We start from the raw sequence: 24930 nt of genomic DNA, 5'->3' as shown, positions 1-24930 counted from the left end.
CCAGTCGATGAAGCCTCTTTCGATGACTCCCGCCCTTCCGTCCAGGACGCTCGCGATCGGCATCTGCATCGCGCTGCTCGCCGGCTGCGCCACGGCGCCGCCGCCGACCGTTCGGCGCGATGCCGATCTGCGCCAAGGGGTGGAGGCCGATGCCACGGGCGTCGCCGACGGGCCACGCGTGCAGTCGCTGGTCGACGATGACGACCGCCCGCGTCCGCAGATCCGTCGCGGCAGCGGCACGGTGATCAATCGCGGCGCTGCGGCCGCGCCGCCGCCGACGCTCGGCAGTGGCACCACCGGGCAGGCGTCGTTCAATTTCGAGGGCGAATCGGTGCATGCGGTCGCCAAGGCGATCCTCGGCGACATGCTCGGCCAGAACTACGTCATCGCGCCGGAAGTGCAAGGCACGGTCACGTTGGCCACGCCCAAGCCGGTGAGCGCGGCGCAGGCGCTGAGCCTGCTGGAAATGGTGCTGGGCTGGAACAACGCCCGGATGATCTACAGCGACGGCCGCTACAACATCGTGCCGGCCGACACCGCGCTCGCCACCGGCACGGTCGCGCCGCGCACCGGCGGCACCGGGGCCGCGCGCGGCTTCGAAGTGCGCACGGTGCCGCTGCGCTACATCTCCGCGACCGAGATGGAAAAGGTGCTCGAGCCTTACGCGCGCCCGAACGCGATCGTCGGCGCCGACAACGCACGCAATGTCATCACGATCTCGGGCAGCCGCTCCGAACTCGACAACTACCTGCGCACGATCGAGATCTTCGACGTCGATTGGCTGTCGGGCATGTCGGTCGGCGTGTTCCCGCTGCAGTCGGGCAAGGCCACGCAGGTAGTCGCCGATCTAGAGAAGGTGTTCGGCCAGGACAGCGAATCGCCGGTCGCAGGCATGTTCCGCTTCATGCCCCTTGAAGGTGCGAACGCAGTGCTGGTGATCACGCCGCAGGCCGATTACCTGGGCGAGATCCAGCAGTGGCTCGAGCGCATCGACAACGCCGGCCAGGAGCCGCGGTTGTTCTCGCTCGAACTGAAATTCATCAAGGCGCGCGAGCTCGCGCAGCGACTGTCGGAAGTCTTCGGCGGCAGTGGTGGCAGCAGCGGTCAGGACAGCGCCTCGTTGATGCCGGGCCTGAGCGGCAACACGCTGCGCAGCGGTGGCGTGGATGGGAGCTCATCGGGCGGCCGTGGTGGGCTCGATTCAAGCGCCGGTGGCCTGGGCAGCAACTCAGGCATGGGCGGCGGCCGCGGCGGCATGCGTGGTGGCGGTGGCAGTGGCGGCGACATCGGCCAGATGCAGCTCGACGAGCGTCAGGACGGACCCAGCAGCGTGACCCTGGAGGTCGGCGGCGATCGCGTCGGCGTGTCTGCAGTCGACGAGACCAACACGCTGCTCGTGCGCACGACGCCGGCGGCGTGGCGATCGATCCGCGATGTCGTCGAACGGCTCGACGTGATGCCGGCGCAGGTGCATATCGAGGCGCAGGTGGTGGAGGTGACGCTGAGCGGTGATCTGCGCTACGGAGTCAATTGGTACATCGAGAATGCAGCCTCTTTGGCTGGCCTACCGAGCCTTTCGTTGCGCGACAATCCCGCCCTCCCACGCAAGTGGAGCACCCTGGGTGGAGCAATCGACATCCGTGGCGACAACCCTAATGTTTCGTGGACGTTGTTCAAGAATGACGCCGCCGCTGTCATCAGTGCGCTGGACGAAGTGACCGATGTCCAGATCCTGCAGTCACCGTCGGTGTTCGTACGCAACAACGCGATGGCGGAGTTCAACGTCGGTGCGAGCATTCCGATCTCCACGACCAGCGTCAATCCGATTCTCGGCGACAACAGCTATACCAACGTGCAGTACCTGGAGACCGGCACGATCCTGAAGGTCCGCCCTCGCGTGACCCGCGATGGCATGGTGTTCCTCGATATCGTGCAAGAAGTCAGTTCGCCCGGGCCGCAAAGCACCGCGGATGCACAGGGCAATGTGCGCATCGATACACGACGACTGAAGACCGAAGCCGCTGTGCAGGCCGGTGACACCGTCATGCTTGCCGGGCTGATTCGAGACGAGGTTGGTAAATCTTCGACCGGACTGCCGGGCCTGAGTCGTATTCCTGTCATCGGAGGACTCTTCGGGCAGCAGCGGTCTGGCACGAGCCGCAGCGAGGTCATCGTGCTGCTGACGCCGACGATCGTGCGCAATCCGCAGGAAGCGCGGGAGCTGACCGACGAGTACGGCCGCCGCTTCCGCGCGTTGCAGCCGCTGCAGCCGCGCAACTGACATGACGGGGGACGCGCGCCGATGACGGCGTTGCCGGTGGTGTTGCTGCCGGTCGGGCACGACGACGATGCGCTCGACGCCTGCCTGGCCGCGCTCGACGCCGGCACGCCTGCCGGCACGCAGGTGTGGCTGGCCGACGATGCGCGCATCGGGCCGCGCGGCGCGCAGATCGTGCAGCGCTGGCTGGCCAGCACCCCGTTGCAGGCCGACTACACCTGCCGTCAGCGCGGGGTCGGCGAGGTCGCGCACCTGGACGACGTGCTGCGCGCCTGCGGCGATGCCGATGTCGTCGTGCTCGCGCCCGATGCCGTGCCGCTGCCCGGCTGGCTGGTCGAGTTGGCTGCGTGCTTCGCGCGCGATGCCTCGATCGCGACCGCGACGCCCTGGTGCAATGCTGGCGAGGCCGCTTCATGGCCCCGCATCGGCGAGATCGCGCCGGTGCCGGACGATCCGCTGCGCCTCGCACGTGCCTGCCAGCAGTTGCCGCCGTTGCATCCCGAACTGCCGGCCGCGATCGACCACGCGGTGCTGCTGCGCGGCAACGCCCGGCGCAAGGCCGGCGGGCTGGATACCGCGAGTTACGGCTCCTGGTACGCCGCGCTGATCGACCTGTCGCTGCGCATGGCCGGTTTAGGCTGGCGCAACGCGCTGTGCGAGACGGCGTTCGTCGCACGCGGCGGCGAGGGCGGCCCGCGCGAGGGCGACATGGATGCGCTCGCGGCCCGCTGGCCCGCCTGGCATGCGCGGCTGGCGACCTATCTGATGAATGACCCGCTGCACGTCTGTCGCGCGCAGCTGCAGCGCCACTATGCGGCGCTCGAAAACGCACCGACCCAGCAGGGATTGTTCGCCGCGCACGATCTCGCTGTCATGGGCGATGGGCCTGCAGGCGATGACGTGACTTCAGCCCAACTTGCTGCGTCCGGAGATCCGGTCGACACGCCGTTGCCCGGTGACGCATCGGTCACGCAAACCGAGCACGGCGCCCCCTCACGATGACTGCATCGTCGCCCCTTGCGCCTGCGGCCGATGTGGTCGCGGTCGTCGTCACCCACCAGAGCGCGAGCACCATCGACGCCTGCCTGCGTCGTCTGCGCGAGGCCGATGGCGTGGCGCAGATCCGCGTCGTCGACAACGGCTCGATCGACGAGACCTTGGCGATCGTGCAGCGGCACGCCTCGCTCGATCCACGCGTGCACTTCATCGGCAACCCCGACAATCCCGGCTTCGCGGTCGCGTGCAACCAGGGCGCGCGCGATGCCGACGCGCCATGGATTGCCTTCGTCAATCCGGATTGCCTGGTCGAGGTGGACACGCTGACGCGGCTCCGCGCGCATGCGGACGCGCTCGATGGTGAGTGTCTGCTGGGCAGCGAACTGCTCGGCGAGGACGGCGTGGCCGATCCAGCCGCCCGGCGGCGGGATCCCGATTTCGTCGCGATGCTGCGAACCGCTTCTGCTCGCGATCTCTCGCTGCCGCGCGAGCCGCAGCCGCTGCAGCGCGTGGCCGCGGTGTCGGGCGCGCTGATGCTGCTGCCGCGCACGCTGTTCGACCGCATCGATGGCTTCGACACCGGCTACCGGCTGCATGCCGAAGATCTCGACCTGTGCCGTCGTGCCCGCGAGGCGGGCGCCACGGTCGCGGTGGCCAATGATGTCGCGGTGCTGCACGTGCGCGGCGTGTCCAGTCGCGCGCGGCCGCTGTTCGTCGAGTGGCACAAGCACCGGGGCCTGTGGCGCTACTTCCGCCGCTTCGAGGCGCCGCGCCGGCGTCTCGTGCAGCGGGTCGGCGTGTGGCTGGCGATCTGGCTGCGCTTCCCGCTGGCCGTGCTGCGCCGGCTGTAGCCGCTGGGTCGAAGCGTTCTGCCACAGGTGACCGGTGCAGGCGCTTTCGCCACGGCCCACGCGCTAGGCTAGCCGGGCTCTTTTCGCGGACCTCCCCATGCCGATCATCCAGTCCCTGCTCGACACCGACCTGTACAAGTTCACGATGATGCAGGCGGTGCTGCACCAGCACCCCGGTGCGCACGTCGAGTATCGGTTCAAGTGCAGGACGCCGGGCATCGACCTGGCGCGCTATCTGGACCAGATCGAGCAGGAGATCGACGCGCTGTGCGCGCTGCGCTTCACCGATGACGAACTGGCCTATGTGCGCGGGCTGCGCTTCATCAAGCCCGACTTCGCCGACTTCCTCGGGCTGTTCCGGCTCGACCGCAAGTACATCGAGTTGCGGCCGTCGGCATCGGTGCCGGGCGAGATCGAACTCGACATCCGTGGCCCCTGGCTGCACACGATCCTGTTCGAAGTGCCGCTGCTGGCGATCGTCAACGAGGTCTGGTTTCGCAACACCTCGGCGCCGGATTTCGCCGAGGGCGAGCGCCGGTTGCAGGCGAAGGCTGCGCTGTTGCGCGATACGCCCGGCTTCGACGATTGCAAGGTCGCCGACTACGGCACGCGGCGCCGCTACTCGCGGCAGTGGCACGGCCACATGCTGCCGTTGTTGCGCGACGCACTGGGTGCGCAGTTCGTCGGCACCAGCAACGTCGATTTCGCGCGCCGCTACGGCATGACGCCGCTGGGCACGATGGCGCACGAGTACCTGCAGGCGTTCCAGGCGCTCGGGCCGCGGCTGCGCGACTCGCAGGTCGCGGCGCTCGAGGCCTGGGCGCACGAGTATCGCGGCGACCTGGGCATCGCGCTGTCGGACGTGGTCGGTCTGGACGCGTTCCTGCGCGATTTCGACATGTACTTCTGCAAGCTTTTCGACGGCGTGCGCCACGATTCGGGCGACCCGTTCGTCTGGGGCGACCGCATGCTTGCGCATTTCCAGCACAACCGCGTCGATCCGGCGAGCAAGACCCTGGTCTTCAGTGACGGCCTGGATTTTGCCAAAGTGATGCGGCTCCACGACCACTTCCGCGGCCGCTGCCAGGTCGCGTTCGGGGTGGGCACGCACCTGACCAACGACCTCGGCCCGACGCCGCTGAACATCGTTATCAAGATGGTCCGCTGCAACGGCCAGCCGGTGGCCAAGCTCAGCGATTCGCCGGGCAAGAGCATGTGCGACGATCCCGGCTATCTGAGCTATCTGCGCCAGGTGTTCGGGGTGGCCAAGACGCTGGACTGACGGATCGCGCCGGTCGCATTGCCGGCCTGTCCGGATGCGATACTTCCGCGCACGCGACGCAGCGCAGGGGGATGCATGCAGCAAGCGAAGGAGGATCGGCAGCCGCAGATGCCACGATCCATGGACATGGGCGCGGTGTGTCCGCAATGCGGGAAGGTGGACGGGCAGCGCATCGACTGGCGCTTCATCGGCGACGCGCTGCGCCAGGACGTCTTCAGCCTCGAGCACGGCATCGTGCACACGCTGGTCTGGCTGCTGCTGCGGCCCGGCAGGGTGATTGGTGACTATCTGGCCGGCCGGCGCGCCGGGTACGCCAAGCCGCTGTGGCTGTTGGTGTCTACGGCCGCGCTGGTGGTGCTGCTCAACCGCCTGTTGCCGGGGACAGGCACGATGGCCGACTTCAATGCCGGCGCGCAGGCCGCCATCGGTGCCCAACCCGCCGCGCCCGACAACGCCGAACGGGCAGTGGCACTGCTGCGTGGGCTCGGCACGTGGGCGGCGGCGAATCTGAGCATCGTGACCCTGCTGCTGGTGCCGCTCGAAGCGGCCGCCTTGAAGCTGGCGTTCTGGCGTGCCGCGCGGCTGAACTATCCCGAGTGGCTGACGGTCACCGCATTCCTGACCGCACAGACATTCCTGCTTTGGTCGATCGGCATCGCGTTGCGTGGGGTGTTCCCGCACGCGGAACTGTGGGCGACGCGACTGGCGCTGGGCTGGTTCCTCTACAGCCTGATCCGCAGTTTCGACGGCCTGCCGTGGTGGAACGCGCTGTTGCGCGGTGCGGTCGGGCTTGCGCTGTATGTCGCCGGTGCGTCTGTGGCGGTCGGTCTTGTGGTCCTCGCTGTGGTCCTGGTCGTGTCGGCGGGCTGACGCCGCGCGATCAGCGGACGCTGCGGATCTGGTCGCGCAACTGACGCGCGCTCCGCGCCGCGGCCTCGGCGTAGTCGTCGCCGCTCGACGCGTAGAGGATCGCGCGCGAGGAGCTGACCATCAGCCCGGTGCCGTCGGCGGTCCTGGCGTGGGTCACGACCGCCTCGACATCGCCGCCCTGTGCGCCGACGCCGGGCACCAGGAACGGCAGGTCGCCGACGATCGCCCGGACCTCGCGCAATTGCGCCGGCCAGGTCGCGCCAACGACCAGGGCGCAGTTGCCATGCGCATTCCAGTCGCGCGCGATGGTCTCGGCGACGTGCTGATACAGCGGACGCGTGGCGCCGCCGTGCGCGACCGGCAGGTCCTGCAGGTCGGTGGCGCCCGGATTGGAGGTGCGGCACAGGATCACCACCCCCTTGTCTTCGCGATCGAGAAACGGCTGCACCGAGTCGCGCCCCAGATACGGATTCACCGTGACCGCATCGGCGGCGTAGCGCCCGAAGGCCTCGCCCACGTAATGCTGGGCGGTGCTGCCGATGTCGCCACGCTTGGCATCGAGGATCACCGGCACGTCCGGATGCTCGGCATGCAGATGCGCGATCAGCCGCTGCAGCGCGTCCTCGGCGCCGAGCGCGGCGAAGTGCGCGATCTGCGGTTTGAACGCGCAGGCGAACTCCGCCGTCGCATCGGCGATGTCGCGACAGAAGGCGAACACCGCGTCCGGATCGCTGGAGAACCGTGCGGGAAACTTCGTGGGTTCGGGGTCGAGCCCCACGCAGACCAGGGTCTCGGCGGTCTGCCAGCGCGCGCGCAGCGCCTGCATGAAGGAGCGGGGCATGGCGGTCCTCAGGTGACGATGATCGGGGCGTCGTGGGTGACCACGACCGTGTGCTCGAACTGCGCGCCGACGCCCTTCGGGCAGACCAGCGACCAGCCGTCGTCGAGCGCATCGGTGCGGGTGCTGTGCGTGGCCAGGAACGGCTCGACGGTGATCACCATGCCGGCGTGCAGTCGGCGGGTGTCGCGTCGGTCGTAGTAGCCCGGAATCGAGCCCGGTTCCTCGTGCAGCGCGCGTCCGACGCCGTGGCTCTGCAGGTCGCGGATGACCCGGAAGCCGCGACGCGCGGCGACCATCTCGATGGTCCGGCCGATACTGTTGATCAGTCCGCCCGCACGCAACTGGGCGATCGCCACATCGCGCGCCTCGCGGGCCGCATCGAGCAGACGTTGCTGGGCCGCACTGGCGGCGCCGACGACGAAGCTCGCCCCGGTGTCGGCGAAGAAGCCATCGAGCTCGGCCGAGACATCGATGTTGACCAGGTCGCCGTCGCACAGCGGCGTTTCGCTCGGGATGCCGTGTGCGACCACCCGATTGACGCTGATGCAGGTCGCCGCCGGAAAGCCGTAGGTCAGCACCGGCGCCGACTGCGCGCCGGCGGCGCGCAGCATCTGGGCGCCGACCGCATCGAGCGCGCGCGGCGTGACGCCCGCGATCGCCTGATCCCGCATCGTGGACAGGATGCCGGCGACCAACGCACCTGTGCGCCGCAGGCCTTCGAGCTCATCAGGCGTCTGGATCGTCATGGAAAACCGGGGTCAGAGTCGAATTTCATGGCAGTGTGCGCCGATGGGCGTGTGGGGACGGGGTCAGGGAAAAATCGATTCTGACCCCGGTTTTGGGAGTCGGGCGATGATCGCATCGGCCAGCGCCTGGGGCGACTGCCGGCTGTCGAGCGTCATGACCGGGCAGTGCAGGGTTTGCCGCCAGCGGTCGTGCATCGCCCGGCTGCGGATCTCCGGGCCGCCCGTCTCGTACTGGGCGGCCCAGTCCATGAAGGCGCGATGGTGGTCGACCATATCGCCGCCAGGTGCGATGCGGTCGCCGTAGCGGGTCCGTTCGCGGGCGAGGAGGCGATGCATGCGCTCGGTGTCGTCGAGCGAGAGGAAAACGGCCAATGTGCATCGCGCGACGAGACTGCTTCCCCAGCTCACCAGCGAACCGGTCAGGATCCATCCGTCATGACCGGCCAGACGTTGTTCGATCGCCGCGATGAGCTCGTCTGGCGTCGCCTTCTCGGTATAAGGCGGGTCGGTCGGCTTCCAGTAGACCTCGTCGACATCCACGTGCGGCAGCGCAAGGCGTGCGGCCAGTGCGGCGCCCAGCGTGGTGGTCCCGCTGCCGGACGCGCCGAAGATGTGGATGCGATGGGGCGGCGTCATGGCCGGATCGGGACCCGCGGTGCGCGGGTCCCCACAGGTCACTTCAGCGCCTTGAACCGCAGGCGCTTGGGACCGGCGTCGTCGCCGAGGCGGCGCTTCTTGTCTTCCTCGTACTCGCGGTAGTTGCCCTGGAAGAACTCGACGTGGCTGTCGCCCTCGAACGCGAGGATGTGCGTGGCGATGCGGTCGAGGAACCAGCGGTCGTGCGAGATCACGAACGTGTTGCCCGGGAACTCCAGCAGCGCGTCTTCCAGCGCGCGCAGCGTTTCGATGTCCAGGTCGTTCGACGGTTCGTCGAGCAGCAGCACGTTGCCACCCTGCAGCAGCGTCTTGGCCATGTGCAGACGGCCACGCTCACCACCCGACAGCGAGCCGACCAGCTTCTGCTGGTCCTGGCCCTTGAAGTTGAAGCGGCCGATGTAGGCGCGCGACTGGATCTCCACGCCGTTGATGTTGAGGATGTCCAGGCCGCCGGCGATTTCCTGGAAGACGTTGTGGTTGCCTTCGAGCTTGTCGCGGCTCTGGTCGACGTAGGACAGCTGCACCGTCGGCCCGACGATGATCTCGCCCGAGTCCGGCTTCTCCTGCCCGGTGATCATCTTGAACAACGTCGACTTGCCGGCGCCGTTGGGGCCGATGATGCCGACGATCGCGCCCGGCGGCACGATCATCGACAGGTTGTCGATCAGCAGCCGGTCGCCGAACTTCTTGCTGACGTTCTTGAACTCCATCACCGAGTTGCCCAGGCGCTCACCCGGCGGAATGAAGATCTCGTTGGTCTCGTTGCGCTTCTGGTAGTCCTGCGACTGCAGTTCTTCCAGGCGGGCCAGGCGCGCCTTGCCCTTGGAGCGGCCGCCCTTGGCGTTCTGCCGCGACCACTCGAGTTCCTTCTGGATCGCCTTCTGGCGTGCCTTTTCCTGGTTCTCTTCCTGCTTCAGGCGCTCGTCCTTCTGCGTCAACCAGTCGGTGTAGTTGCCCTTCCACGGAATGCCGCGGCCACGGTCGAGCTCGAGGATCCACTCGGCAGCGTTGTCGAGGAAGTAGCGATCGTGGGTGACCGCCACCACGGTGCCGGTGTAGCGGGCCAGGAACTGCTCCAGCCACTCCACCGACTCGGCGTCGAGATGGTTGGTCGGTTCGTCGAGCAGCAGCATGTCCGGCTTCTGCAGCAGCAGGCGGCACAGCGCCACGCGGCGCTTTTCGCCGCCCGAGAGATTGCCGATCTTCGCGTCCCACGGCGGCAGGCGCAGCGCATCGGCGGCGACGTCGAGCTGGTTCTCCAGCGTATGCGCGTCCCCGGCGGCCAGGATCGCCTCCAGGCGCTCCTGTTCCTTGGCGAGCGCGTCGAAATCGGCGCCTTCCTCGGCGTAGGCGGCGTAGACCGCCTCAAGCGCGGCCTGGGCCTGCAGCACCTCACCGACGCCTTCCTCGACCGCTTCGCGCACCGTCTGCTCGGGGTTCAGGCGCGGCTCCTGCTCCAGGTAGCCGACCTTGATGCCGGGCTGCGGGCGGGCCTCGCCCTCGAAGTCGGTGTCCACGCCGGCCATGATCTTGAGCACCGTCGATTTGCCGGCGCCGTTGAGGCCCAGCAGGCCGATCTTGGCGCCGGGATAGAACGACAGCGAGATGTCCTTGATGATCTGCCGCTTCGGCGGGACCACCTTGGACACGCGGTTCATGGTGTAGATGTATTGCGAGGACATGGGGGCTCCGGTTGCGCCTGCCCGCGCCGGGGCCCGGTCGGGCGGCGTCAGGCGGGAGAAGAATGCCCGCGATTATAGCCCGCATCCCAAGGGGCGCGTCCGCGGCGGCCAGCGTCGAGACCACCGTCGTGCCCGTGCGGGGAGCGGCTCCGATCTGAGAACTCGGTACGCGCTCGCACCCCGCCGGGCGTGCCCGACGACGGCGTGCAAGACGACTGCAGGGCCGGGGCCGGGCGGCGGGCCGGGCTGCGGCGCGCGCGGACGGCTACAATGGCCGGCCACGCCCGATCCCTGGAGTCCTCGATGTTCCCGCGCGACGCCCGTCTCGACAGCTTCGATCCCGAACTCGCCCAGGCCATCGCCGCGGAGGTCCGCCGGCAGGAGGATCACGTCGAGCTGATCGCATCGGAGAACTACTGCAGCGCGCTGGTCATGGCCGCCCAGGGCAGCCAGCTGACCAACAAGTACGCCGAGGGCTATCCGGGCAAGCGCTACTACGGCGGCTGCGAGTACGTCGACGTCGCCGAGCAGCTGGCGATCGATCGGCTCAAGCAGTTGTTCGATGCCGACTATGCCAACGTGCAGCCGCATTCGGGCTCGCAGGCCAACCAGGCGGTCTACTTCGCGCTGCTGCAGCCCGGCGACAAGATCCTGGGCATGAGCCTGGCGCACGGCGGCCATCTGACCCACGGCGCCAAGGTCAATGCCTCGGGCAAGCTGTTCGACGCGGTGCAGTACGGCGTCGACGATGCCGGGCTGATCGACTACGACGAGGTCGAGCGGCTCGCGCTCGAGCACAAGCCCAAGATGGTCGTCGCCGGGTTCTCGGCGTATTCGCAGAAGATCGACTGGGCGCGCTTCCGCGCGATCGCCGACAAGGTCGGCGCGCTGCTGTTCGTCGACATGGCCCATGTCGCGGGCCTGGTCGCAGCCGGGGTCTACCCGAGCCCGCTCCCGCATGCACATGTCGTGACCTCGACCACGCACAAGACGCTGCGCGGTCCGCGCGGCGGCATCATCGTCGCCAGCCGCGAAGGCGCCGGCGACGCGTTCGACGACATGACCAAGAAGCTGCAGTCGATCGTGTTCCCCGGCATCCAGGGCGGTCCGCTGATGCACGTGATCGCCGCCAAGGGGGTCGCGTTCAAGGAGGCGCTGGATCCGGCGTTCAAGACCTACCAGCAGCAGGTGGTGAAGAACGCGCAGGCGATGGCGAAGGTGATCATCGAGCGCGGCTACAAGATCGTCTCCGGCGGCACCGAGAACCACCTGATGCTCGTCGACATGATCGGCAAGGACGTCAGTGGCAAGGAGGCCGAAGAAGCCCTGGGCCGCGCCCACATCACGGTCAACAAGAACTCCGTGCCCAACGACCCGCGCAAGCCGTTCGTGACCTCGGGCCTGCGCCTGGGCACGCCGGCGGTGACCACGCGCGGCTACACCGAGGCCGACTGCACCGACCTGGCCCACTGGATCTGCGACGTGCTCGACGCACCGGCCGACGACACTGTCATCGCCGCGGTGCGCGAGAAGGTCGCCGCGCAGTGCGCCAAGTACCCGGTCTACGGCTGACATGAGCCTCACGCAAGCCATTGTTGGTGGCGCGTGGGGCGCATTGTTCGGCGGCCTGGTGTCGTTGTGGGTGACCCGCTTGAACAACAAGCATCAGCGGGTCGAGACATCGCGCGCATTCAAGCTTGCTCGGCTCGAGCGGATTGTCGAGCTGACCGACGCGATGACGCGCCACCTGAGCTTGCTTGAGGCGGGCAACACCGAACGGGCAAACATGATGCTGGAGAAGGCAAGCGCGCCCAAGCTCAGCTTTTACGTGTCGGCATTTTTGCCCGAAGCCACAGATGACTGCGAAGCGCTGACTAGAGCGATCAATGAGGGAGAGTTCCAGGCTGCGCGAGATGCGGCTTGGATGGTCGATAAAAAGGCTGCTGTCAGCGCCTCAGGGCTGGTCTAGCGCCATGCACTGCCCCTTCTGCCAGCACATCGACACCCGGGTGATCGATTCGCGTGCGTCCGAGGACGGCGCGACAATCCGTCGGCGTCGCGAGTGCGAGGCCTGCGGCGAGCGGTTCAGCACGCTCGAGACGATCGAGCTCAAGCTGCCGGCGATCATCAAGGGCGACGGCCGGCGCGAGCCGTTCGATGCGCGCAAGTTGCGCCTGAGCATGGATCGCGCGCTGCACAAGCGGCCCGTTTCGGAGGAGCAGATCGAGGCCACGGTGCGGGCGGTGGTGCACCAGTTGCGCATGACCGCCGAGCGCGAGGTGTCGTCGCGACGGGTCGGTGAATTCGTCATCGCCGAACTGCGCAAGCTCGACCATGTCGGCTTCGTGCGTTTCGCCTCGGTCTACCGGGCGTTCGAGGACGTGGCCGATTTCCGTGAGGAACTCGACCGGCTCGAACGCGACCTGCCGGCCGATGCGCAACTGCCGCTGCTCGGCGGAGAGACCCTCCCGCCCGGTCGCGGCGCGCGCAAGCGCTGACCGGCCGCGCGAGCGCGCGGTTGGCGGGATCCGAATTGCGCGCCGGCCGATGGCGAGTAGCGCAGGCGTGCGCTCAAGCACATGGCGCAAGTCCCCTGATCATCTGGAAATGCTGCGTATGACCGACTTCGATACCGACGACCACCGCCACATGGCGCACGCACTGGCGCTGGCCGAGCGTGGCGCCTGGACGGCACGGCCCAATCCGATGGTCGGCTGCGTGTTGGTGCAAGGCGGTGCGGTCGTCGGCGAAGGCTGGCATGCGCGCAAGGGGGGGGCGCACGCCGAGGTGGTCGCGCTGCAGGCCGCCGGTGAGCGGGCACGGGGGGCCACCGCCTATGTCACCCTCGAACCGTGCGCGCACGTCGGCAGCACCGGGCCCTGCGCCGATGCCTTGATCGAGGCCGGCGTGGCGCGCGTGGTCGCGGCGATGCGCGACCCGTTCCCGCAGGTCGACGGCGCCGGCTTCGCCCGGCTGCGCGCGGCCGGGATCGCGGTCCAGGCCGGCCTGCTGGAAGCGCAGGCGCGCGCGCTCAACGTGGGCTTTCTGTCGTGTGTCGAGCGCGGCCGCCCGTGGGTCCGGGTCAAGCTCGCCTGCAGCCTCGACGGGCGCACGGCAATGGCCGACGGCACGTCGAAGTGGATCAGCGGTCCGCAGTCGCGCGCCGACGTCATGCGCTGGCGTGCGCGCAGCGGCGCGATCCTGACCGGCAGCGGGACCGTGCTCGCCGACGACCCGGCGCTCACCGTGCGGCTCGAGGATGCGGCGCCGTTCTTGCCGCCGCTGCGCGTCGTGCTCGATGCCGGGCTCGCTTCGCTGTCGCGCCGACAGGTCCGCGACGCGGCCGCGCCCACGCTCTATCTGCACGCCGCCGATGCCGCGGTGCCCGCGGATCTTGGCTGCGAACACGCCGCGGTGCCGCAGCGCGACGGCCGGCTGGACCTGGCGGCGGCGCTGACGCTGCTGGCCGCCCGCGGCATCAACGAGGTCCAGGTCGAGGCCGGCGCAGTGCTCTCGGGCGCGTTGCTGCGGGCGGGCCTGGTCGACGAACTGCTGCTCTATGTCGCCCCGGTGCTGCTCGGCGAGCGCGCCCGGCCGCTGTTCGACGGCCTGGGCATCGATGCGATGGCGCAACGGCTGCAGTTGGAGACGGTCGAGGTCGCGCACGTTGGCGACGACCTCCGGCTGCGGCTGCGCCCGGCCACCGTCGGCTGAGCCCGCCGCCCCGATCCACGGCCCCCGAGTGTGGTGGCTGCCTGGGTGTGGCATCGGCCGGCGCGCTCACACAAACGCGTGAATCCAGACTCGGTGCAATGAAGCGTCCCGCCAAGCGGGGCGGGGTGACGGGCACGGCGCTGCTAGAATGCCCGCGCCGGCCCGTCCGGCATCCAATCGAATGTCTTCAGGGCGGGGTGGAAGTCCCCACCGGCGGTAGGCGCGGCGACGCGCGAGCCCGCGAGCGCTGCCGGCGACGTGCGAGATCATCGCATCGGCCCGGCAGGTCAGCAGACCCGGTCGAAGTCCGGGGCCGACGGTCATAGTCCGGATGCAAGAAGACGACGTCCTGCGTGGCCTGTGGCCGCGCGCGCTGTCGCGTCCCGAACCGTTCCCATTCGGCACACCGTGCGGGCGATCCGCACGGACGGAGGCAGCGACATGTTCACCGGATTGATCGAAGGCGTCGGACGCCTGGTTTCCAACGAGGCCCGCGGCGGCGACGCGCGGCTGCGCATCGCGGTCGGCACGCTGCCGTTCGCGGACGTGACGCTGGGCGAGAGCATCGCGGTCAACGGCGTCTGCCTCACGGTCGTCGCGCACGACGACGCGCACTTCGAGGCGGATGCCTCGACCGAGACGCTGGCACTGACCACGCTCGGTGCGCTGGCCGCGGGCCGCCCGCTGAACCTCGAACGCGCGATGCGCCCGACCGACCGGCTCGGCGGACATCTGGTCAGCGGGCATGTCGATGGCATCGGCCGCGTGGCCTCGGTGCACGACGACGCCCGCGCGCAGCGCTGGCGCTTTGAGGCGCCGGCGGCATTGCTGCGCTACGTCGCGCACAAGGGCTCGATCTGCGTCGACGGCGTCAGTCTGACGGTCAACGCGGTCGATGCCGACGGCTTCGAAGTGGCCCTGGTGCCGCACACCGTGGCGCACACCGCGTTCGGCGCCACCGCGGTGGGTGAGGCGGTCAATCTCGAAGTGGACCTGGTGGCGCGCTATGTCGAGCGCCTGCTCGCCAGTGGCGTGGTGCCGCCAGGAGCGCGCGCATGAACTTCGCGCCGATTCCCGAACTGCTCGAAGAGATCCGTGCCGGCCGGATGGTCGTCGTTGTCGACGACGAAGACCGCGAGAACGAGGGCGACCTCATCATGGCCGCCGAACTGGTCCGGCCGGCCGACATCAACTTCATGGTCACCCACGGCCGCGGTCTGGTCTGCCTGCCGCTGACCGCGGACCGCGCGGCCCAGTTGGGGCTGGCGCCGATGGTGCGGGCCAACACCGCGCAGTTCCAGACCAACTTCACGGTCAGCATCGAGGCTGCCGAGGGCGTGACCACCGGCATCTCGGCGCACGACCGCGCGCATACCATTCGCACCGCGGTCCGCCCGAATGCGCGGCCCGAGGACCTGCACCAGCCCGGCCACATCTTCCCGCTGATCGCCCAGCCCGGCGGCGTGCTGACGCGCGCCGGCCACACCGAGGCCGGCGTGGACCTGGCGATGCTGGCAGGACTGGAGCCGGCGGGCGTGCTGGTGGAGATCCTCAACCCGGACGGCAGCATGGCCCGCCGCCCTGAGCTGGAGGCGTTCGCACGCGAGCACGGGCTGAAGATGGGCTCGATCGCCGACCTGATCGCCTACCGCCTGAGCACCGAACGCACCGTCGAGCGCATCGACGAGCGCGACATCGACACCGAGTTCGGCCCGTTCCGGCTGGTGACCTACCGCGACCGGATCGCGCACGAACTGCATTTCGCGCTGGTCCGCGGTACGCCCGATGCGGCGACCCCGACGCTGGTCCGTGTCCAGGTCGAGAACCCGCTGGCCGATCTGCTGCACTGGCGCCGCGACGATTTCGGCGTCGCCGCCACCGACGCGCTGCGCGCGATCGCGGCCGAGGGCCAGGGTGTGATGGTCGTGCTGTCGGCGCCGCGCGATGCCGACGGCCTGCTGGCACGGCTGCGGCAGGAGCCGGTCGTGCGTCCGCCGGGCAAGGACAAGGATGTGGGGCAGTGGCGGCGCAACGGCGCTGGCGCGCAGATCCTCGCCGACCTGGGCCTGGGCCGGCTGCGCGTGCTGGGCACGCCGCGCCGGCAGATCGGCCTGGCCGGCTACGGGCTGGAGGTCGTGGAGACCGTTCCGGCATGACGCGCGCTAAACTGGCCGGCCTGAGCGAGACCCCATGCCCATGAGCCACATCGAAGGCGACCTGCGCGCCCCGGCCGGCGCGCGCTACGCGATCGTCGCCAGCCGCTGGAATCCCAAGATCACCGACGCGCTCGTCGCCGGCGCGCGCAAGGCGTTCGCCGACCACGGCGTCGCCGAGGCTGCGGTCGATGTGGTGCGCGTGCCCGGCGCCTGGGAGATTCCGCTGGCCTGCGCGCGCCTCGCCACGGCCGGCGGCCACGCCGCGCTGCTGGCGCTGGGCTGCGTGGTGCGCGGCGACACCCGGCACTACGAGCAGGTGGCCGACGGCTGCAGCGATGCGCTGATGCGCGTCGCGCTCGATGCCGGCGTGCCGGTCGCCAACGGCGTGCTCGCGGTCGAGGACTACGCCGATGCCGAGAAGCGGGCCGGCGGCAGCCACGGCAACAAGGGCGAGGAGGCGGCGCTGGTCGCCATCGAAATGAGCAACCTGCTGGACAAGATCGGATGACCCAGACCCGCAAACCCCATGGCGTCGACCCGGTGCTGCGCTCGCGCGCGCGCCGCCGCGCGCTGCAGGCCATCTACGCGATGCAGATGTCGGGCGCGCAGGCGCGCGAGATCGTCGCGCAGTTCGCGCACGAACAGGCCAAGGAAGTCGCCGATCTGGCGTACTTCGAGGATCTGGTGCACGGCGTGGGCAGCCGCTACCGCGAGCTCGACGCCGCGCTGGCGCCGTTCCTCGACCGCGAGATCGACGAGGTCGACCCGATCGAGCGCGCGATGCTGCGCATTGCCGCCTACGAGCTGCAGCACCGCGTCGACGTGCCCTATCGCGTGGTCATCGATGAGGCCCTGCGCACGGTCAAGCGCTTCGGTTCCGAGCACGGCCACACCTACGTCAACGGCGTACTCGACCGCGCCGCCGCGCAGTGGCGCGCGCCCGAGGTCGGGGCCTTGCGCGGCCGCTGAGCGTCATCGCGCCCGCGCACCGATGGCCGGCGAATTCGCGCTGATCGACCGCATCCGCGCCCGCGTGGTGCAGCGGGGCGATGTGGTGCTGGGCATCGGTGACGATGCCGCGCTGCTGGCGCCCGAACCGGGCGCGCAGCTCGTGGTCGCGATGGACACGCTCAATAGTGGCGTGCATTTTCCAGACGACACCGGCGCCGCCGACATCGGCTGGAAGGCGCTGGCGGTCAATCTGTCGGACCTGGCCGCGATGGGCGCACGCCCGGCCTGGTGCACCTTGTCGCTGTCGCTGCCGACCCCCGATGCCGCCTGGATCGATGCCTTCCTCGACGGCTTCGACGCGCTGGCGCGTCCGCATGCGGTCGCGCTGGTCGGCGGCGACACCACGCGCGGCCCGCTGTCGGTCTGCGTCACGGTGCACGGCCTTGTTGCGCCCGGCCAGGCGCTGCGGCGCGACAGCGCCCGGGTCGGCGACGACGTCTGGGTCAGCGGCACCCTGGGCGATGCGGCAGCCGCACTTGCGCAGTGGACGCAGGGCGGGGCGCGCAATGTCGAACTGCGTCGTCGGCTCGATCGCCCGGACCCGCGGCTTGCGCTGGGCGGGGCGCTGGCGGCACATGCGCATGCCGCGATCGATGTGTCCGACGGTCTGCTGGCCGACCTCGGCCATGTCTGCCGGGGAAGTGGGGTGGGCGCGCAGATCGATGTCGATGCGCTGCCGGCCTCCGAGGCGCTGCGGCGCGCGATCGCCGATCCCGAACAGCGGCGTGCGCTGCAGGCCGCGGGCGGCGACGATTACGAGCTGTGTTTCACCGCCCCCGCGCATGCGCGCGCGGCGATCGACGCGGTCGCATGCGCCAGCGGCACGCCGGTCACCCGGATCGGGCACATCGTGGCCGGCGACGGCGTCGTTGCGCACACCGGCGATGGGGTCGCCTGGACGCCGGCGCGTGCCGGCTGGGACCATTTCCCCGGCTGACTCAGCGCGCTGCGGTGTCGGGTACCGGGCGCGTGCGCACCTCCTCGGGCAGCAGGCTCAGCACTTCGTCGATGATGCCGGGCAGGGATTGCTCGCTGTAGCCGCGATGGGTGAAGGCCACGCGGCCTTCGCGATCGAGCATGAACATGTGCGGCAGCGTCCGCACGCCGTACAGATCACTGATGCGGCCGCGCGGGTCGGCAATCCAGGTCAGGTCGATGTCGCGGTTCTGGCGGACCACGTTGTTGAACTCGGCGCGCGGTTCCTTGTAGTTGACCGCGATGACCTCGAGCGCATCGCGGCCCACCACGCGCTGGAACTGCCCCAGCACCGGCAGTTCCTTGCGGCAGGGCGGACACCAGGAGGCCCAGAAGGTCACGATCACGACCTTGCCGCGCAGCGCGGCGAGATCGACGTCGCGGCCCGCGCGGTCCTTGCCGAGCAACGGTGGCGGCAGGCTGCCGACCGCCGGTGGCGTCGCGTCCTGGGCGGACGCGCTGCCCATCGCAGTGGTGAACAGCAGGCAGGCCAGCACGCAGCTGGCGATCGATCGCCTCATCCCTGAATCCCCTGTAGTGCCCCGTGCCGATCTTCGCATGCGGCACCACCGGATGCGCATCGGACCCTGATCTGGCATGGGTCCAGGCGATGGTCATGCGGCGGCAGATGCGCGCGTCGACAAACGCCGCGTGCACGTCGCCAGCAGACGCTCAATCGTCCGCGCGGAACGCGTCCTCGATCCAACGCAGCGTCGGCGCGGCGACATCGCCGCTGGTTTCGACGACATCGAAGCGACAGGGCAGGTCACGCAGCCGGGGCTGGCGCGACAGGAACAGCTGCGCCGCCAGCACGAGCCGGCGGCGCTTGCCGGCATCGATCGAGGCCGCGCCGCCGCCGAAGCGCAGGTTGCGACGATGTCGCACCTCGACGAACACGACCGTTGCAGTCGCACCGCGCGTATCGCGCATGACCAGGTCCAGTTCGCCGCCGCGATAGCCGACGTTGGCGGCCAGCAGGGTCAGTCCGGCCGCCTGCAGGTGGGCCAGTGCCGCCCGCTCGGCGGCCTGGCCGTCGCTGCGGCGATCGTTCAACCGCCGGCGTCCGCCTGCGCGACCACGCGACCGTCGCGCCAGGTCGCCCACGCCGGCTGGCGCACGACCTGGCCACCGGGGCCGATGCGCAGCATGCCGGTGGCGCCGCCGATCCCGGCCTCGGCATTGCGGCTCAGGTGTTCGAGGTAGCCGCTCAGCAGCCAGGCATCGAAGCCGAACGCGAACAGCCGCGCCGCGCCGCCGCGCGCGGTCGGCAGGTCGCGGGCGATCGTCGCCTGCGGCGGCAGCGAGCGCGCGCTGGCCCCGGTCGACCAGCTTTCGGTCGGGAACACGATGCCGTCCAGGATCTGGTCTTCTTCCGGCTTGCCGGTGCCTGCGGTGAGCTGCGAGGTGCCCAGGCGCAACCGACTGCCGAGCCCGGCAACCGACAGCTGCGGCGCGATCACGCGCGCCTGGTTGCCGCGGATCGCGAGGAACACCGCGTCCACGCCCGCACCGGCGGTCACCGCGTTGCGGAAGGCAGCGGTCTGGTCGACCGGCGTGTCGCCGACGACCGCGATCGTGCCGACGATGTTGCCGCCGGCCTGGGTCAGGCGTGCGCGCAGCGCGTCGACGCTGCGCCGCGCATTGTCGTCGCCATTGCTGAGCACCAGCACATTGCGCGCGTTGCGGTTCAGCAGGTACTGCGCGGCCGCATCGCCTTCGTCCTCCGGTGCCAGCGAGAACGCCGCCGAGTTCTCGGGCGGTGTGGTCGCGCCGCGGTTGAGCGCGAGCAGCGGCACCGCCGGCGCCGACTGCATGACCGCGTCGACCTCGTCGCGGCCCAGCGGCCCGACGATCTGGTCGGCGCCCTCGGCGACCGCGCGGGCATAGGCACCAGCGGCGCCGGCCGGGGTGCCGGCGGTGTCGTAGAAGGCCAGTTCCGGCCGCGTGCGACGCTCGCCGTAGTAGCCGGCCAGCAGGCCGTCGCGGACCGGGCCGGCCGCGGTTGCCAGCGCGCCGCTCATCGGCAGCAGCACCGCGAGCTTGCGCGGCGGGCGGTAGCCATCGGACTCGGCGGGCGGGCGGGCGTCGTCGAACTGCCAGCGTCCCGGCTCGGCGGGGGCGACGTCGCCCCCGCCGGGCCCGGCGGTGCCGGTGGTGCGCACGGTCGCGCACCCGGCGATCAGCGCCACCAGAGCCACGGCCACCATCGGGCGGGTGGCGCTGCCGGGACGGAGGACGCGCGGGGTCGCGTGCGCGGTCTGGGCCTGGGTTGCTGTCATGTCGCGGTTCCGCTGCGGGATAATGGCCGCATTCTAGCGTTCCGCTGTGGAGACGATGACTGCATCCGCCCGCCCCACGCCCGCGCCGGGCGTCCTGCACGTCGTCGCCACGCCGATCGGCAATCTCGGCGACCTGTCGCCCCGCGCGCAGCAGGTGCTGCGCGATGTCGATGCGATCTGCGCCGAGGACACCCGGCACACCCGCCAGCTGCTCGGTCATTTCGGCATCGAGCGGCCGCTGGTCGCGCTGCACGAGCACAACGAGGACGGGCTGGCGGCGCGTCTGGTGGAACGCCTGCGCGGTGGCGAGACGCTGGCGCTGGTCAGCGATGCCGGCACCCCGCTGGTCAGCGATCCGGGCTTTCGGCTGGTCGCGGCCGCGCGTGCGGCCGGCTTGCGGGTGTCGCCGGTGCCGGGGGCCAGCGCGCTGATCGCCGCGCTGAGCGTGGCCGGCCTGCCCAGCGACCGCTTCGTGTTCGAGGGCTTCCTGCCGGCGAAGGCCGGCGCGCGCCGCGAGCGGCTGCAGGCGCTCGCCGCCGAACCGCGCACCTTGCTGTTCTACGAATCCTCGCACCGGATCGACGCGATGCTCGCCGATGCCGTCGCGGCATTCGGTCCCGCGCGCCGCGCGGTCGTTGCGCGCGAGCTGACCAAGTTGTTCGAGACCGTGCTCGACGGCGACCTGGCGACCTTGCACGCGCGCGTCGTCGCCGATGCCGACCAGCGCAAGGGCGAATTCGTCGTGCTCGTCGAAGGCGCCCCTGCGTCCGAGGACGCGGCGCTGGCGGAGGGCCGGCGGCTCTACGCCGCGCTCGCGCGTCACCTGCCGCCGTCGACCGCCGCCAAGGTCGCTGCCGAGCTCAGCGGCGCGCCGCGCAAGGCGTTGTACGGGCAGGGAACTCTCGACGCCTGAGCGGGTCGAACGGCATCCATTGCAAGGATGCTGTTCGCATGTCTCGACCCCTACGCCGTCTGGCGACCGTCGTGTGCTGTCTCGTGCTGGCCGGTTGTGCCTTGCGCGTGCAGGAATCGCATCTTGTCCGGCCGATGCCGGCACCGCCCACCGACCTCGCCGCGCTGCGTGCCGAGTACCCTGCATACACCGCGACCGAGACGCGGATCGCAACGCCCGACGGCGCTTCGCTGTATCAACTGCGGTTGCAGCGGCCCGATGCCCGGGCGACGGTGCTGTACTTCGGCGGCAACGGCTATCGCATCGGTCTGTATGCCAAGTACGCGCTGCGGGTCTACGACGCCTTGCCGGTGGACCTGGTGCTGGTCGACCACCGCGGCTACGGCGGCAGCACCGGCACGCCGACGATCGCCGCGCTGCAGGCCGATGCCCTGCAGGTCTACGACGCGCTGCGCAGCGACACCGCGGCGTCGGGCCGGCCGCTGATCGTGCACGGGCAATCGTTGGGGAGCTTCCTCGCCGGCCATGTCGCCGATGCGCGCACGCTCGATGGGCTGGTGCTCGAAAGCTCGATGACCACGGCCGAGGACTGGGCCGCGGCGATGCGCGCGCGTTCTGGGTTCTGGACGCGGCTGACGGTACGCCGCTTCGACATCGCACCGGCGTTGCAGCAGGCCGGCAACCTCGAGGTCGCCAAGCGGCTGGACGAGCCGGTGCTGTTCGTTGTCGGCGAACGCGATGTCGTCACCGCACCGCGGTTTTCGCAGGCGCTGTTCGACGCGGTGCCGCTGCCGGCCCAGGACAAGCGCCTGGAAATCGTGCCCGAGCGCGGCCACAACGACGCGTCGTTCTCGCCGCAGTTCCGCGCCGCCATGCTGGCAATGCTGGACCGGGTCGAGCGCGACTGAGCTGGCATCGCCGGGTGCTGTGCAGGCGACAAGCTGCATGGACGCGCGGCGTTGATGGCGATCGCACTGGTCAAGGCTGCCACGCCCGGAGCGGCGTGCGACAATGCGCGCCGGCGGAGTCGGCCGGACAGTCGCGTCGTCGGCCTTCACTTCGGTGGAGATCGGCGCCGAGGAAAGTCCGGGCTCCACAGGGCACGGTGCCAGGTAACGCCTGGGCGGCGCGAGTCGACGGAAAGTGCAACAGAAAGATACCGCCAGCGGCCCGGTCGTCTCCGGACGGCCAGGTGCGGGCAAGGGTGAAATGGTGCGGTAAGAGCGCACCGCGAGCCTGGTAACAGGCCGGCACGGCAAACCCCACCGGGAGCAAGACCAAATAGGGACCTCATGACGCGGCCCGCGTCGGGTCCGGGTAGGTTGCTCGAGCGTATCGGTGACGATGCGCCTAGAGGAATGACTGTCCACGACAGAACCCGGCTTACAGGCCGGCTCCGCCCCCTTTTGAGACGCGGCTGATCTCCCCTGCAGCGCAGGGGAGGTCGGCGCGTGCTCTGGGCTGGACGGGCTGCGTTGGTCGAGATGCAACGCGCGCGTCAAGGTTGCGGTGTGATGGAACGCAGTGAGAGAGGAAGGCCCCGATCCTGCGAGCGTCCGCCCCCACCCCAGCCCTCCCCCGCAGGCGGGGGAGGGAGCGGAGCGGCACTGCTTGTTCCCGGTCGTTTCGCCGGCGCGCCGAGCGCTCCAGTCACCTCCCCCGCGCTGCGGGGAGGTCTGCGCCGTAGACGACGGGTAAGGGCTGAGCGCGTCGAGGCGGCCGCCCCCACCCCAGCCCTCCCCCGCAGGCGGGGGAGGGAGCAGAGCGGCACTGCTTGTTCCCGGTCGTTTCGCCGGCGCGCCGAGCGCTCCAGTCGCCTCCGCCGCGCCGCGAGTTCCGATCACCTCCTCCGCATGGCGGGGGAGGTCGCGCGCCTCGCGCGCGGGTGGGGGCGGGCCTTCGTCGGATGCGCAGGTGGCATTCCCGCGCGTCAACCCGTCGCACCGCTCAGTTCACCCTGCATCTGCTGCATTGCAACATGACGATTCCGTAAAGGCCGCGTGACGGTGCCGTTCAGGTCCAAAAGTGACGCATTCTCAAAATTTGAGACGAAACAGATGGTTGTGGATAAAGCTTGAACAAGTCTCTGAAGAGTGCCGCAAGTCATTGACCGGACAGGTGAAAAGCGCCGTACAAAGCTGTTGACAACCCGTAGACGCACTCCTAAGGTGGCGACACGTGGGGAAACCTGGGATTTCGTGGTTTTCCGGCGCACAAGCCCGCCTAAGACGGGCGCCACGAGGTAGGACGGACGTGTTCCAGGGCGAAACCGCCATCACCATCGACGACAAGGGCCGACTGGCGATTCCCACCGCCTATCGGGACGTCGTCGCGCGTGAGTGCGACAACCGCCTGGTACTGACCTACAACCCCTTCGACGCCGGCAGCCTCTATCTCTACCCGTACAAGGTGTGGGAAGGCGTCCGCGACAAGATCAACGCGTTGCCGCGCACCCGCTCCACCAACCGTACCCTCCAGCTCAAGCTGGTCGGCGCGGCGATGGTCGTCGAGCCCGACGGCAACGGCCGCATCAGCATCCCCGCCAGCCAACGCACGACCGTCGGCATCGAGCGCAAGGCGGTGCTGGTGGGCATGGGGGACAAATTCGAACTCTGGAGCGAGCAGGCGCACCAGGCCCAGATCCGGCAGACGCTCAGCGACGCGGACATGGACGGTGACGACCTGGTCGGACTGCAGTTGTGACGGGCGGTGGTGCGGATGCCACGTCCGGCCACCTCCCGGTGTTGTATGCGCAAGTCCTCGAGGGCCTGCGTGTACGTGAAGACGGGCGGTACCTGGACGGCACGTTCGGACGCGGCGGTCACGCCGGCGGCGTCCTCGAACGCCTTGGCCCCGGAGGTCGACTGCTGCTGATGGACAAGGATCCCGACGCGATCGCAGTGGCCCAGGCGCGCTTCGGCGCCGACGCGCGCGTGGCCATCCGCCGCGGCAGCTTTGCGGCGCTGTCGGATTGGGAGGCCGTGGCGCAGGCGCCGCTCGATGGCGTGCTGTTCGACCTGGGCGTGTCGTCACCGCAGCTCGATGTCGCCGATCGCGGCTTCAGCTTCGGCAAGGACGGCCCGCTGGACATGCGCATGGATCCCGACACGGGCGAAAGCGCCGCGCAGTGGCTGGCGCATGCCGCCGAGGCGGAGATCGCCGACGTGCTGTGGACCTATGGCGAGGAGCGCATGAGCCGGCGCATCGCGCGCGCGCTCGTCGCCCGGCGCGCGCAGGCGCCGTTCGAGCGCACCGCGGACCTGGCGGCGGTCATCGCCGCGAACGTGCCACGCGCCAAGCCCCAGCGCGGCCAGCGCGAGACCCATCCGGCGACGCGCTCGTTCCAGGCGATCCGGATTCACGTCAACCGCGAACTGGCCGATCTCGAAACGGGCCTGGATGCCGCGCTCGACGCGCTGGCGCCGGGCGGACGGCTGGCGGTGATCAGCTTCCATTCGCTCGAAGACCGCATCGTCAAGCGCTTCATCGCGCGTCACGCCAAGGCACCGGCCGGCAATCGCCGCCTGCCCGAAGCGCAGGCCTTCGTGCCGGCGCTGCGCATCGTCGCCGATGCCACCAAGGCCGACGCCGCCGAGTTGCACGACAACCCGCGCGCACGCAGCGCCGTGCTGCGCGTGGCCGAGAAGCTGCCGGCCGTGCACGGGGAGGCCGCATGAAG

General features: G+C 69.8%; 25 protein-coding genes, 1 other RNA gene and 1 riboswitch. Of the genes, 19 read left to right on the top strand and 7 right to left on the bottom strand.

Annotated elements, in window-relative coordinates:
* Positions 1 to 22 precede the first annotated feature (22 nt).
* The 5 genes from gspD (at position 23) to FHW73_RS16830 (ending at position 6277) form a co-directional block, all read left to right on the top strand.
* Positions 23 to 2281, top strand: coding sequence for a type II secretion system secretin GspD (gspD, locus tag FHW73_RS16850; protein ID WP_183427926.1), 2259 nt, complete (start codon positions 23 to 25; stop codon positions 2279 to 2281).
* 21 nt (positions 2282 to 2302) lie between these two features.
* Positions 2303 to 3280 carry a glycosyltransferase gene (locus tag FHW73_RS16845; protein WP_255493076.1) on the top strand — a complete coding sequence of 326 codons (978 nt, stop codon included), beginning with the start codon at positions 2303 to 2305 and terminating at the stop codon, positions 3278 to 3280.
* Positions 3277 to 4125, top strand: a complete 849-nt coding sequence (locus FHW73_RS16840) for a glycosyltransferase family 2 protein (RefSeq protein ID WP_183427925.1) — start codon at positions 3277 to 3279, stop codon at positions 4123 to 4125. The genes FHW73_RS16845 and FHW73_RS16840 overlap by 4 nt, the downstream gene beginning before the upstream one ends.
* Before the next feature lie 97 nt (positions 4126 to 4222).
* A complete protein-coding gene (gene pncB, locus FHW73_RS16835) occupies positions 4223 to 5407 on the top strand; it encodes a nicotinate phosphoribosyltransferase (RefSeq protein WP_183427924.1) in 1185 nt (394 codons plus the stop codon).
* A 108-nt stretch (positions 5408 to 5515) separates the two neighbouring features.
* Complete coding sequence (locus FHW73_RS16830; RefSeq protein ID WP_183427923.1) at positions 5516 to 6277, top strand: DUF3667 domain-containing protein; 762 nt, start codon at positions 5516 to 5518, stop codon at positions 6275 to 6277.
* Positions 6278 to 6287: 10 nt separating this feature from the next.
* On the opposite strand, the gene pyrF is transcribed toward FHW73_RS16830, so the two are convergent.
* The 4 genes from pyrF to ettA all read right to left on the bottom strand — a co-directional run bounded on the left by pyrF (position 6288) and on the right by ettA (position 10203).
* Positions 6288 to 7118, bottom strand: coding sequence for an orotidine-5'-phosphate decarboxylase (pyrF, locus tag FHW73_RS16825; protein WP_183427922.1), 831 nt, complete (start codon positions 7116 to 7118; stop codon positions 6288 to 6290).
* 8 nt (positions 7119 to 7126) lie between these two features.
* Positions 7127 to 7864 (bottom strand): type I methionyl aminopeptidase, encoded by a 738-nt coding sequence (gene map / locus FHW73_RS16820; RefSeq protein ID WP_183427921.1) that lies wholly within the window; start codon positions 7862 to 7864, stop codon positions 7127 to 7129.
* Positions 7865 to 7927: 63 nt separating this feature from the next.
* Positions 7928 to 8500: an AAA family ATPase gene (locus FHW73_RS16815; protein WP_183427920.1), complete on the bottom strand. Its 573-nt coding sequence runs from the start codon at positions 8498 to 8500 to the stop codon at positions 7928 to 7930.
* Between the two features lie 38 nt (positions 8501 to 8538).
* Entirely contained in the window at positions 8539 to 10203 is a 1665-nt protein-coding gene (gene ettA / locus FHW73_RS16810; RefSeq protein ID WP_183427919.1) for an energy-dependent translational throttle protein EttA, read from the bottom strand.
* Positions 10204 to 10506: 303 nt separating this feature from the next.
* Here ettA and glyA point away from each other — a divergent pair, with 303 nt between their 5' ends.
* The 9 genes from glyA to thiL all read left to right on the top strand — a co-directional run bounded on the left by glyA (position 10507) and on the right by thiL (position 18021).
* Positions 10507 to 11775 carry a serine hydroxymethyltransferase gene (gene glyA, locus FHW73_RS16805; protein WP_183427918.1) on the top strand — a complete coding sequence of 423 codons (1269 nt, stop codon included), beginning with the start codon at positions 10507 to 10509 and terminating at the stop codon, positions 11773 to 11775.
* Between the two features lies 1 nt (position 11776).
* Complete coding sequence (locus FHW73_RS16800; protein WP_183427917.1) at positions 11777 to 12172, top strand: hypothetical protein; 396 nt, start codon at positions 11777 to 11779, stop codon at positions 12170 to 12172.
* 4 nt (positions 12173 to 12176) lie between these two features.
* Positions 12177 to 12701, top strand: a complete 525-nt coding sequence (nrdR, locus tag FHW73_RS16795; protein WP_183427916.1) for a transcriptional regulator NrdR — start codon at positions 12177 to 12179, stop codon at positions 12699 to 12701.
* 118 nt (positions 12702 to 12819) lie between these two features.
* Positions 12820 to 13917: a bifunctional diaminohydroxyphosphoribosylaminopyrimidine deaminase/5-amino-6-(5-phosphoribosylamino)uracil reductase RibD gene (gene ribD, locus FHW73_RS16790; protein WP_183427915.1), complete on the top strand. Its 1098-nt coding sequence runs from the start codon at positions 12820 to 12822 to the stop codon at positions 13915 to 13917.
* Between the two features lie 179 nt (positions 13918 to 14096).
* Positions 14097 to 14264: riboswitch (FMN riboswitch) on the top strand.
* 94 nt (positions 14265 to 14358) lie between these two features.
* Entirely contained in the window at positions 14359 to 14976 is a 618-nt protein-coding gene (locus FHW73_RS16785; protein WP_183427914.1) for a riboflavin synthase, read from the top strand.
* The gene (gene ribB, locus FHW73_RS16780) at positions 14973 to 16073 is read left to right on the top strand and encodes a 3,4-dihydroxy-2-butanone-4-phosphate synthase (RefSeq protein WP_183427913.1); all 1101 of its coding nucleotides are present in this window, start codon (positions 14973 to 14975) and stop codon (positions 16071 to 16073) included. The genes FHW73_RS16785 and ribB overlap by 4 nt, the downstream gene beginning before the upstream one ends.
* Before the next feature lie 40 nt (positions 16074 to 16113).
* The gene (gene ribH / locus FHW73_RS16775; protein ID WP_183427912.1) at positions 16114 to 16581 is read left to right on the top strand and encodes a 6,7-dimethyl-8-ribityllumazine synthase; all 468 of its coding nucleotides are present in this window, start codon (positions 16114 to 16116) and stop codon (positions 16579 to 16581) included.
* Complete coding sequence (gene nusB / locus FHW73_RS16770) at positions 16578 to 17042, top strand: transcription antitermination factor NusB (protein ID WP_183427911.1); 465 nt, start codon at positions 16578 to 16580, stop codon at positions 17040 to 17042. Before ribH ends, nusB begins: the two co-directional genes overlap by 4 nt.
* 22 nt (positions 17043 to 17064) lie before the next feature.
* Positions 17065 to 18021 carry a thiamine-phosphate kinase gene (gene thiL, locus FHW73_RS16765; protein ID WP_183427910.1) on the top strand — a complete coding sequence of 319 codons (957 nt, stop codon included), beginning with the start codon at positions 17065 to 17067 and terminating at the stop codon, positions 18019 to 18021.
* A 1-nt stretch (position 18022) separates the two neighbouring features.
* Here the strand turns inward: thiL and FHW73_RS16760 are convergent, their stop codons facing one another.
* The 3 genes from FHW73_RS16760 to FHW73_RS16750 form a co-directional block, all read right to left on the bottom strand.
* Complete coding sequence (locus FHW73_RS16760) at positions 18023 to 18580, bottom strand: TlpA disulfide reductase family protein (protein ID WP_183427909.1); 558 nt, start codon at positions 18578 to 18580, stop codon at positions 18023 to 18025.
* Between the two features lie 151 nt (positions 18581 to 18731).
* Positions 18732 to 19112, bottom strand: a complete 381-nt coding sequence (locus FHW73_RS16755) for a YraN family protein (RefSeq protein WP_221187618.1) — start codon at positions 19110 to 19112, stop codon at positions 18732 to 18734.
* Positions 19109 to 20338, bottom strand: a complete 1230-nt coding sequence (locus tag FHW73_RS16750) for a penicillin-binding protein activator (protein ID WP_183427907.1) — start codon at positions 20336 to 20338, stop codon at positions 19109 to 19111. The genes FHW73_RS16755 and FHW73_RS16750 overlap by 4 nt, the downstream gene beginning before the upstream one ends.
* 55 nt (positions 20339 to 20393) lie before the next feature.
* Between FHW73_RS16750 and rsmI the strand changes: the two genes are divergently transcribed.
* From rsmI to rsmH, 5 genes are all read left to right on the top strand, one after another.
* Positions 20394 to 21251, top strand: coding sequence for a 16S rRNA (cytidine(1402)-2'-O)-methyltransferase (gene rsmI / locus FHW73_RS16745; protein ID WP_183427906.1), 858 nt, complete (start codon positions 20394 to 20396; stop codon positions 21249 to 21251).
* 38 nt (positions 21252 to 21289) lie between these two features.
* Complete coding sequence (locus FHW73_RS16740) at positions 21290 to 22159, top strand: alpha/beta hydrolase (RefSeq protein WP_183427905.1); 870 nt, start codon at positions 21290 to 21292, stop codon at positions 22157 to 22159.
* A 115-nt stretch (positions 22160 to 22274) separates the two neighbouring features.
* Positions 22275 to 22653, top strand: an RNA gene (gene rnpB / locus FHW73_RS16735) — RNase P RNA component class A.
* 851 nt (positions 22654 to 23504) lie between these two features.
* Positions 23505 to 23954 (top strand): division/cell wall cluster transcriptional repressor MraZ, encoded by a 450-nt coding sequence (locus FHW73_RS16730; RefSeq protein WP_183427904.1) that lies wholly within the window; start codon positions 23505 to 23507, stop codon positions 23952 to 23954.
* On the top strand, positions 23951 to 24928 hold the full coding sequence (gene rsmH / locus FHW73_RS16725; RefSeq protein ID WP_183427903.1) for a 16S rRNA (cytosine(1402)-N(4))-methyltransferase RsmH: 978 nt from the start codon (positions 23951 to 23953) through the stop codon (positions 24926 to 24928). Before FHW73_RS16730 ends, rsmH begins: the two co-directional genes overlap by 4 nt.
* Positions 24929 to 24930: the final 2 nt, after the last annotated feature.

Source organism: Luteimonas sp. RC10, assembly GCF_014192745.1.
Classification (GTDB): Bacteria; Pseudomonadota; Gammaproteobacteria; order Xanthomonadales; family Xanthomonadaceae; genus Luteimonas.
The sequence above is the reverse complement of the archived record's forward strand: the minus strand, read 5'-3'. Positions and strand labels throughout refer to the sequence as shown.

Bases quoted from the DNA above. Each gene is read 5' to 3' on its own strand.
- FHW73_RS16830 (WP_183427923.1), top strand. From the start codon at position 5,516: ATGCCACGATCCATGGACATGGGCGCGGTGTGTCCGCAATGCGGGAAG.
- FHW73_RS16760 (WP_183427909.1), bottom strand. From the start codon at position 18,580: ATGAGGCGATCGATCGCCAGCTGCGTGCTGGCCTGCCTGCTGTTCACC.
- FHW73_RS16740 (WP_183427905.1), top strand. From the start codon at position 21,290: ATGTCTCGACCCCTACGCCGTCTGGCGACCGTCGTGTGCTGTCTCGTG.
- thiL (WP_183427910.1), top strand. From the start codon at position 17,065: ATGGCCGGCGAATTCGCGCTGATCGACCGCATCCGCGCCCGCGTGGTG.
- ettA (WP_183427919.1), bottom strand. From the start codon at position 10,203: ATGTCCTCGCAATACATCTACACCATGAACCGCGTGTCCAAGGTGGTC.
- pncB (WP_183427924.1), top strand. From the start codon at position 4,223: ATGCCGATCATCCAGTCCCTGCTCGACACCGACCTGTACAAGTTCACG.
- glyA (WP_183427918.1), top strand. From the start codon at position 10,507: ATGTTCCCGCGCGACGCCCGTCTCGACAGCTTCGATCCCGAACTCGCC.
- gspD (WP_183427926.1), top strand. From the start codon at position 23: ATGACTCCCGCCCTTCCGTCCAGGACGCTCGCGATCGGCATCTGCATC.
- ribH (WP_183427912.1), top strand. From the start codon at position 16,114: ATGAGCCACATCGAAGGCGACCTGCGCGCCCCGGCCGGCGCGCGCTAC.
- FHW73_RS16840 (WP_183427925.1), top strand. From the start codon at position 3,277: ATGACTGCATCGTCGCCCCTTGCGCCTGCGGCCGATGTGGTCGCGGTC.
- FHW73_RS16815 (WP_183427920.1), bottom strand. From the start codon at position 8,500: ATGACGCCGCCCCATCGCATCCACATCTTCGGCGCGTCCGGCAGCGGG.
- nusB (WP_183427911.1), top strand. From the start codon at position 16,578: ATGACCCAGACCCGCAAACCCCATGGCGTCGACCCGGTGCTGCGCTCG.
- rsmI (WP_183427906.1), top strand. From the start codon at position 20,394: ATGACTGCATCCGCCCGCCCCACGCCCGCGCCGGGCGTCCTGCACGTC.
- map (WP_183427921.1), bottom strand. From the start codon at position 7,864: ATGACGATCCAGACGCCTGATGAGCTCGAAGGCCTGCGGCGCACAGGT.
- FHW73_RS16750 (WP_183427907.1), bottom strand. From the start codon at position 20,338: ATGACAGCAACCCAGGCCCAGACCGCGCACGCGACCCCGCGCGTCCTC.
- FHW73_RS16800 (WP_183427917.1), top strand. From the start codon at position 11,777: ATGAGCCTCACGCAAGCCATTGTTGGTGGCGCGTGGGGCGCATTGTTC.
- nrdR (WP_183427916.1), top strand. From the start codon at position 12,177: ATGCACTGCCCCTTCTGCCAGCACATCGACACCCGGGTGATCGATTCG.
- FHW73_RS16845 (WP_255493076.1), top strand. From the start codon at position 2,303: ATGACGGCGTTGCCGGTGGTGTTGCTGCCGGTCGGGCACGACGACGAT.
- FHW73_RS16785 (WP_183427914.1), top strand. From the start codon at position 14,359: ATGTTCACCGGATTGATCGAAGGCGTCGGACGCCTGGTTTCCAACGAG.
- ribD (WP_183427915.1), top strand. From the start codon at position 12,820: ATGACCGACTTCGATACCGACGACCACCGCCACATGGCGCACGCACTG.
- ribB (WP_183427913.1), top strand. From the start codon at position 14,973: ATGAACTTCGCGCCGATTCCCGAACTGCTCGAAGAGATCCGTGCCGGC.
- pyrF (WP_183427922.1), bottom strand. From the start codon at position 7,118: ATGCCCCGCTCCTTCATGCAGGCGCTGCGCGCGCGCTGGCAGACCGCC.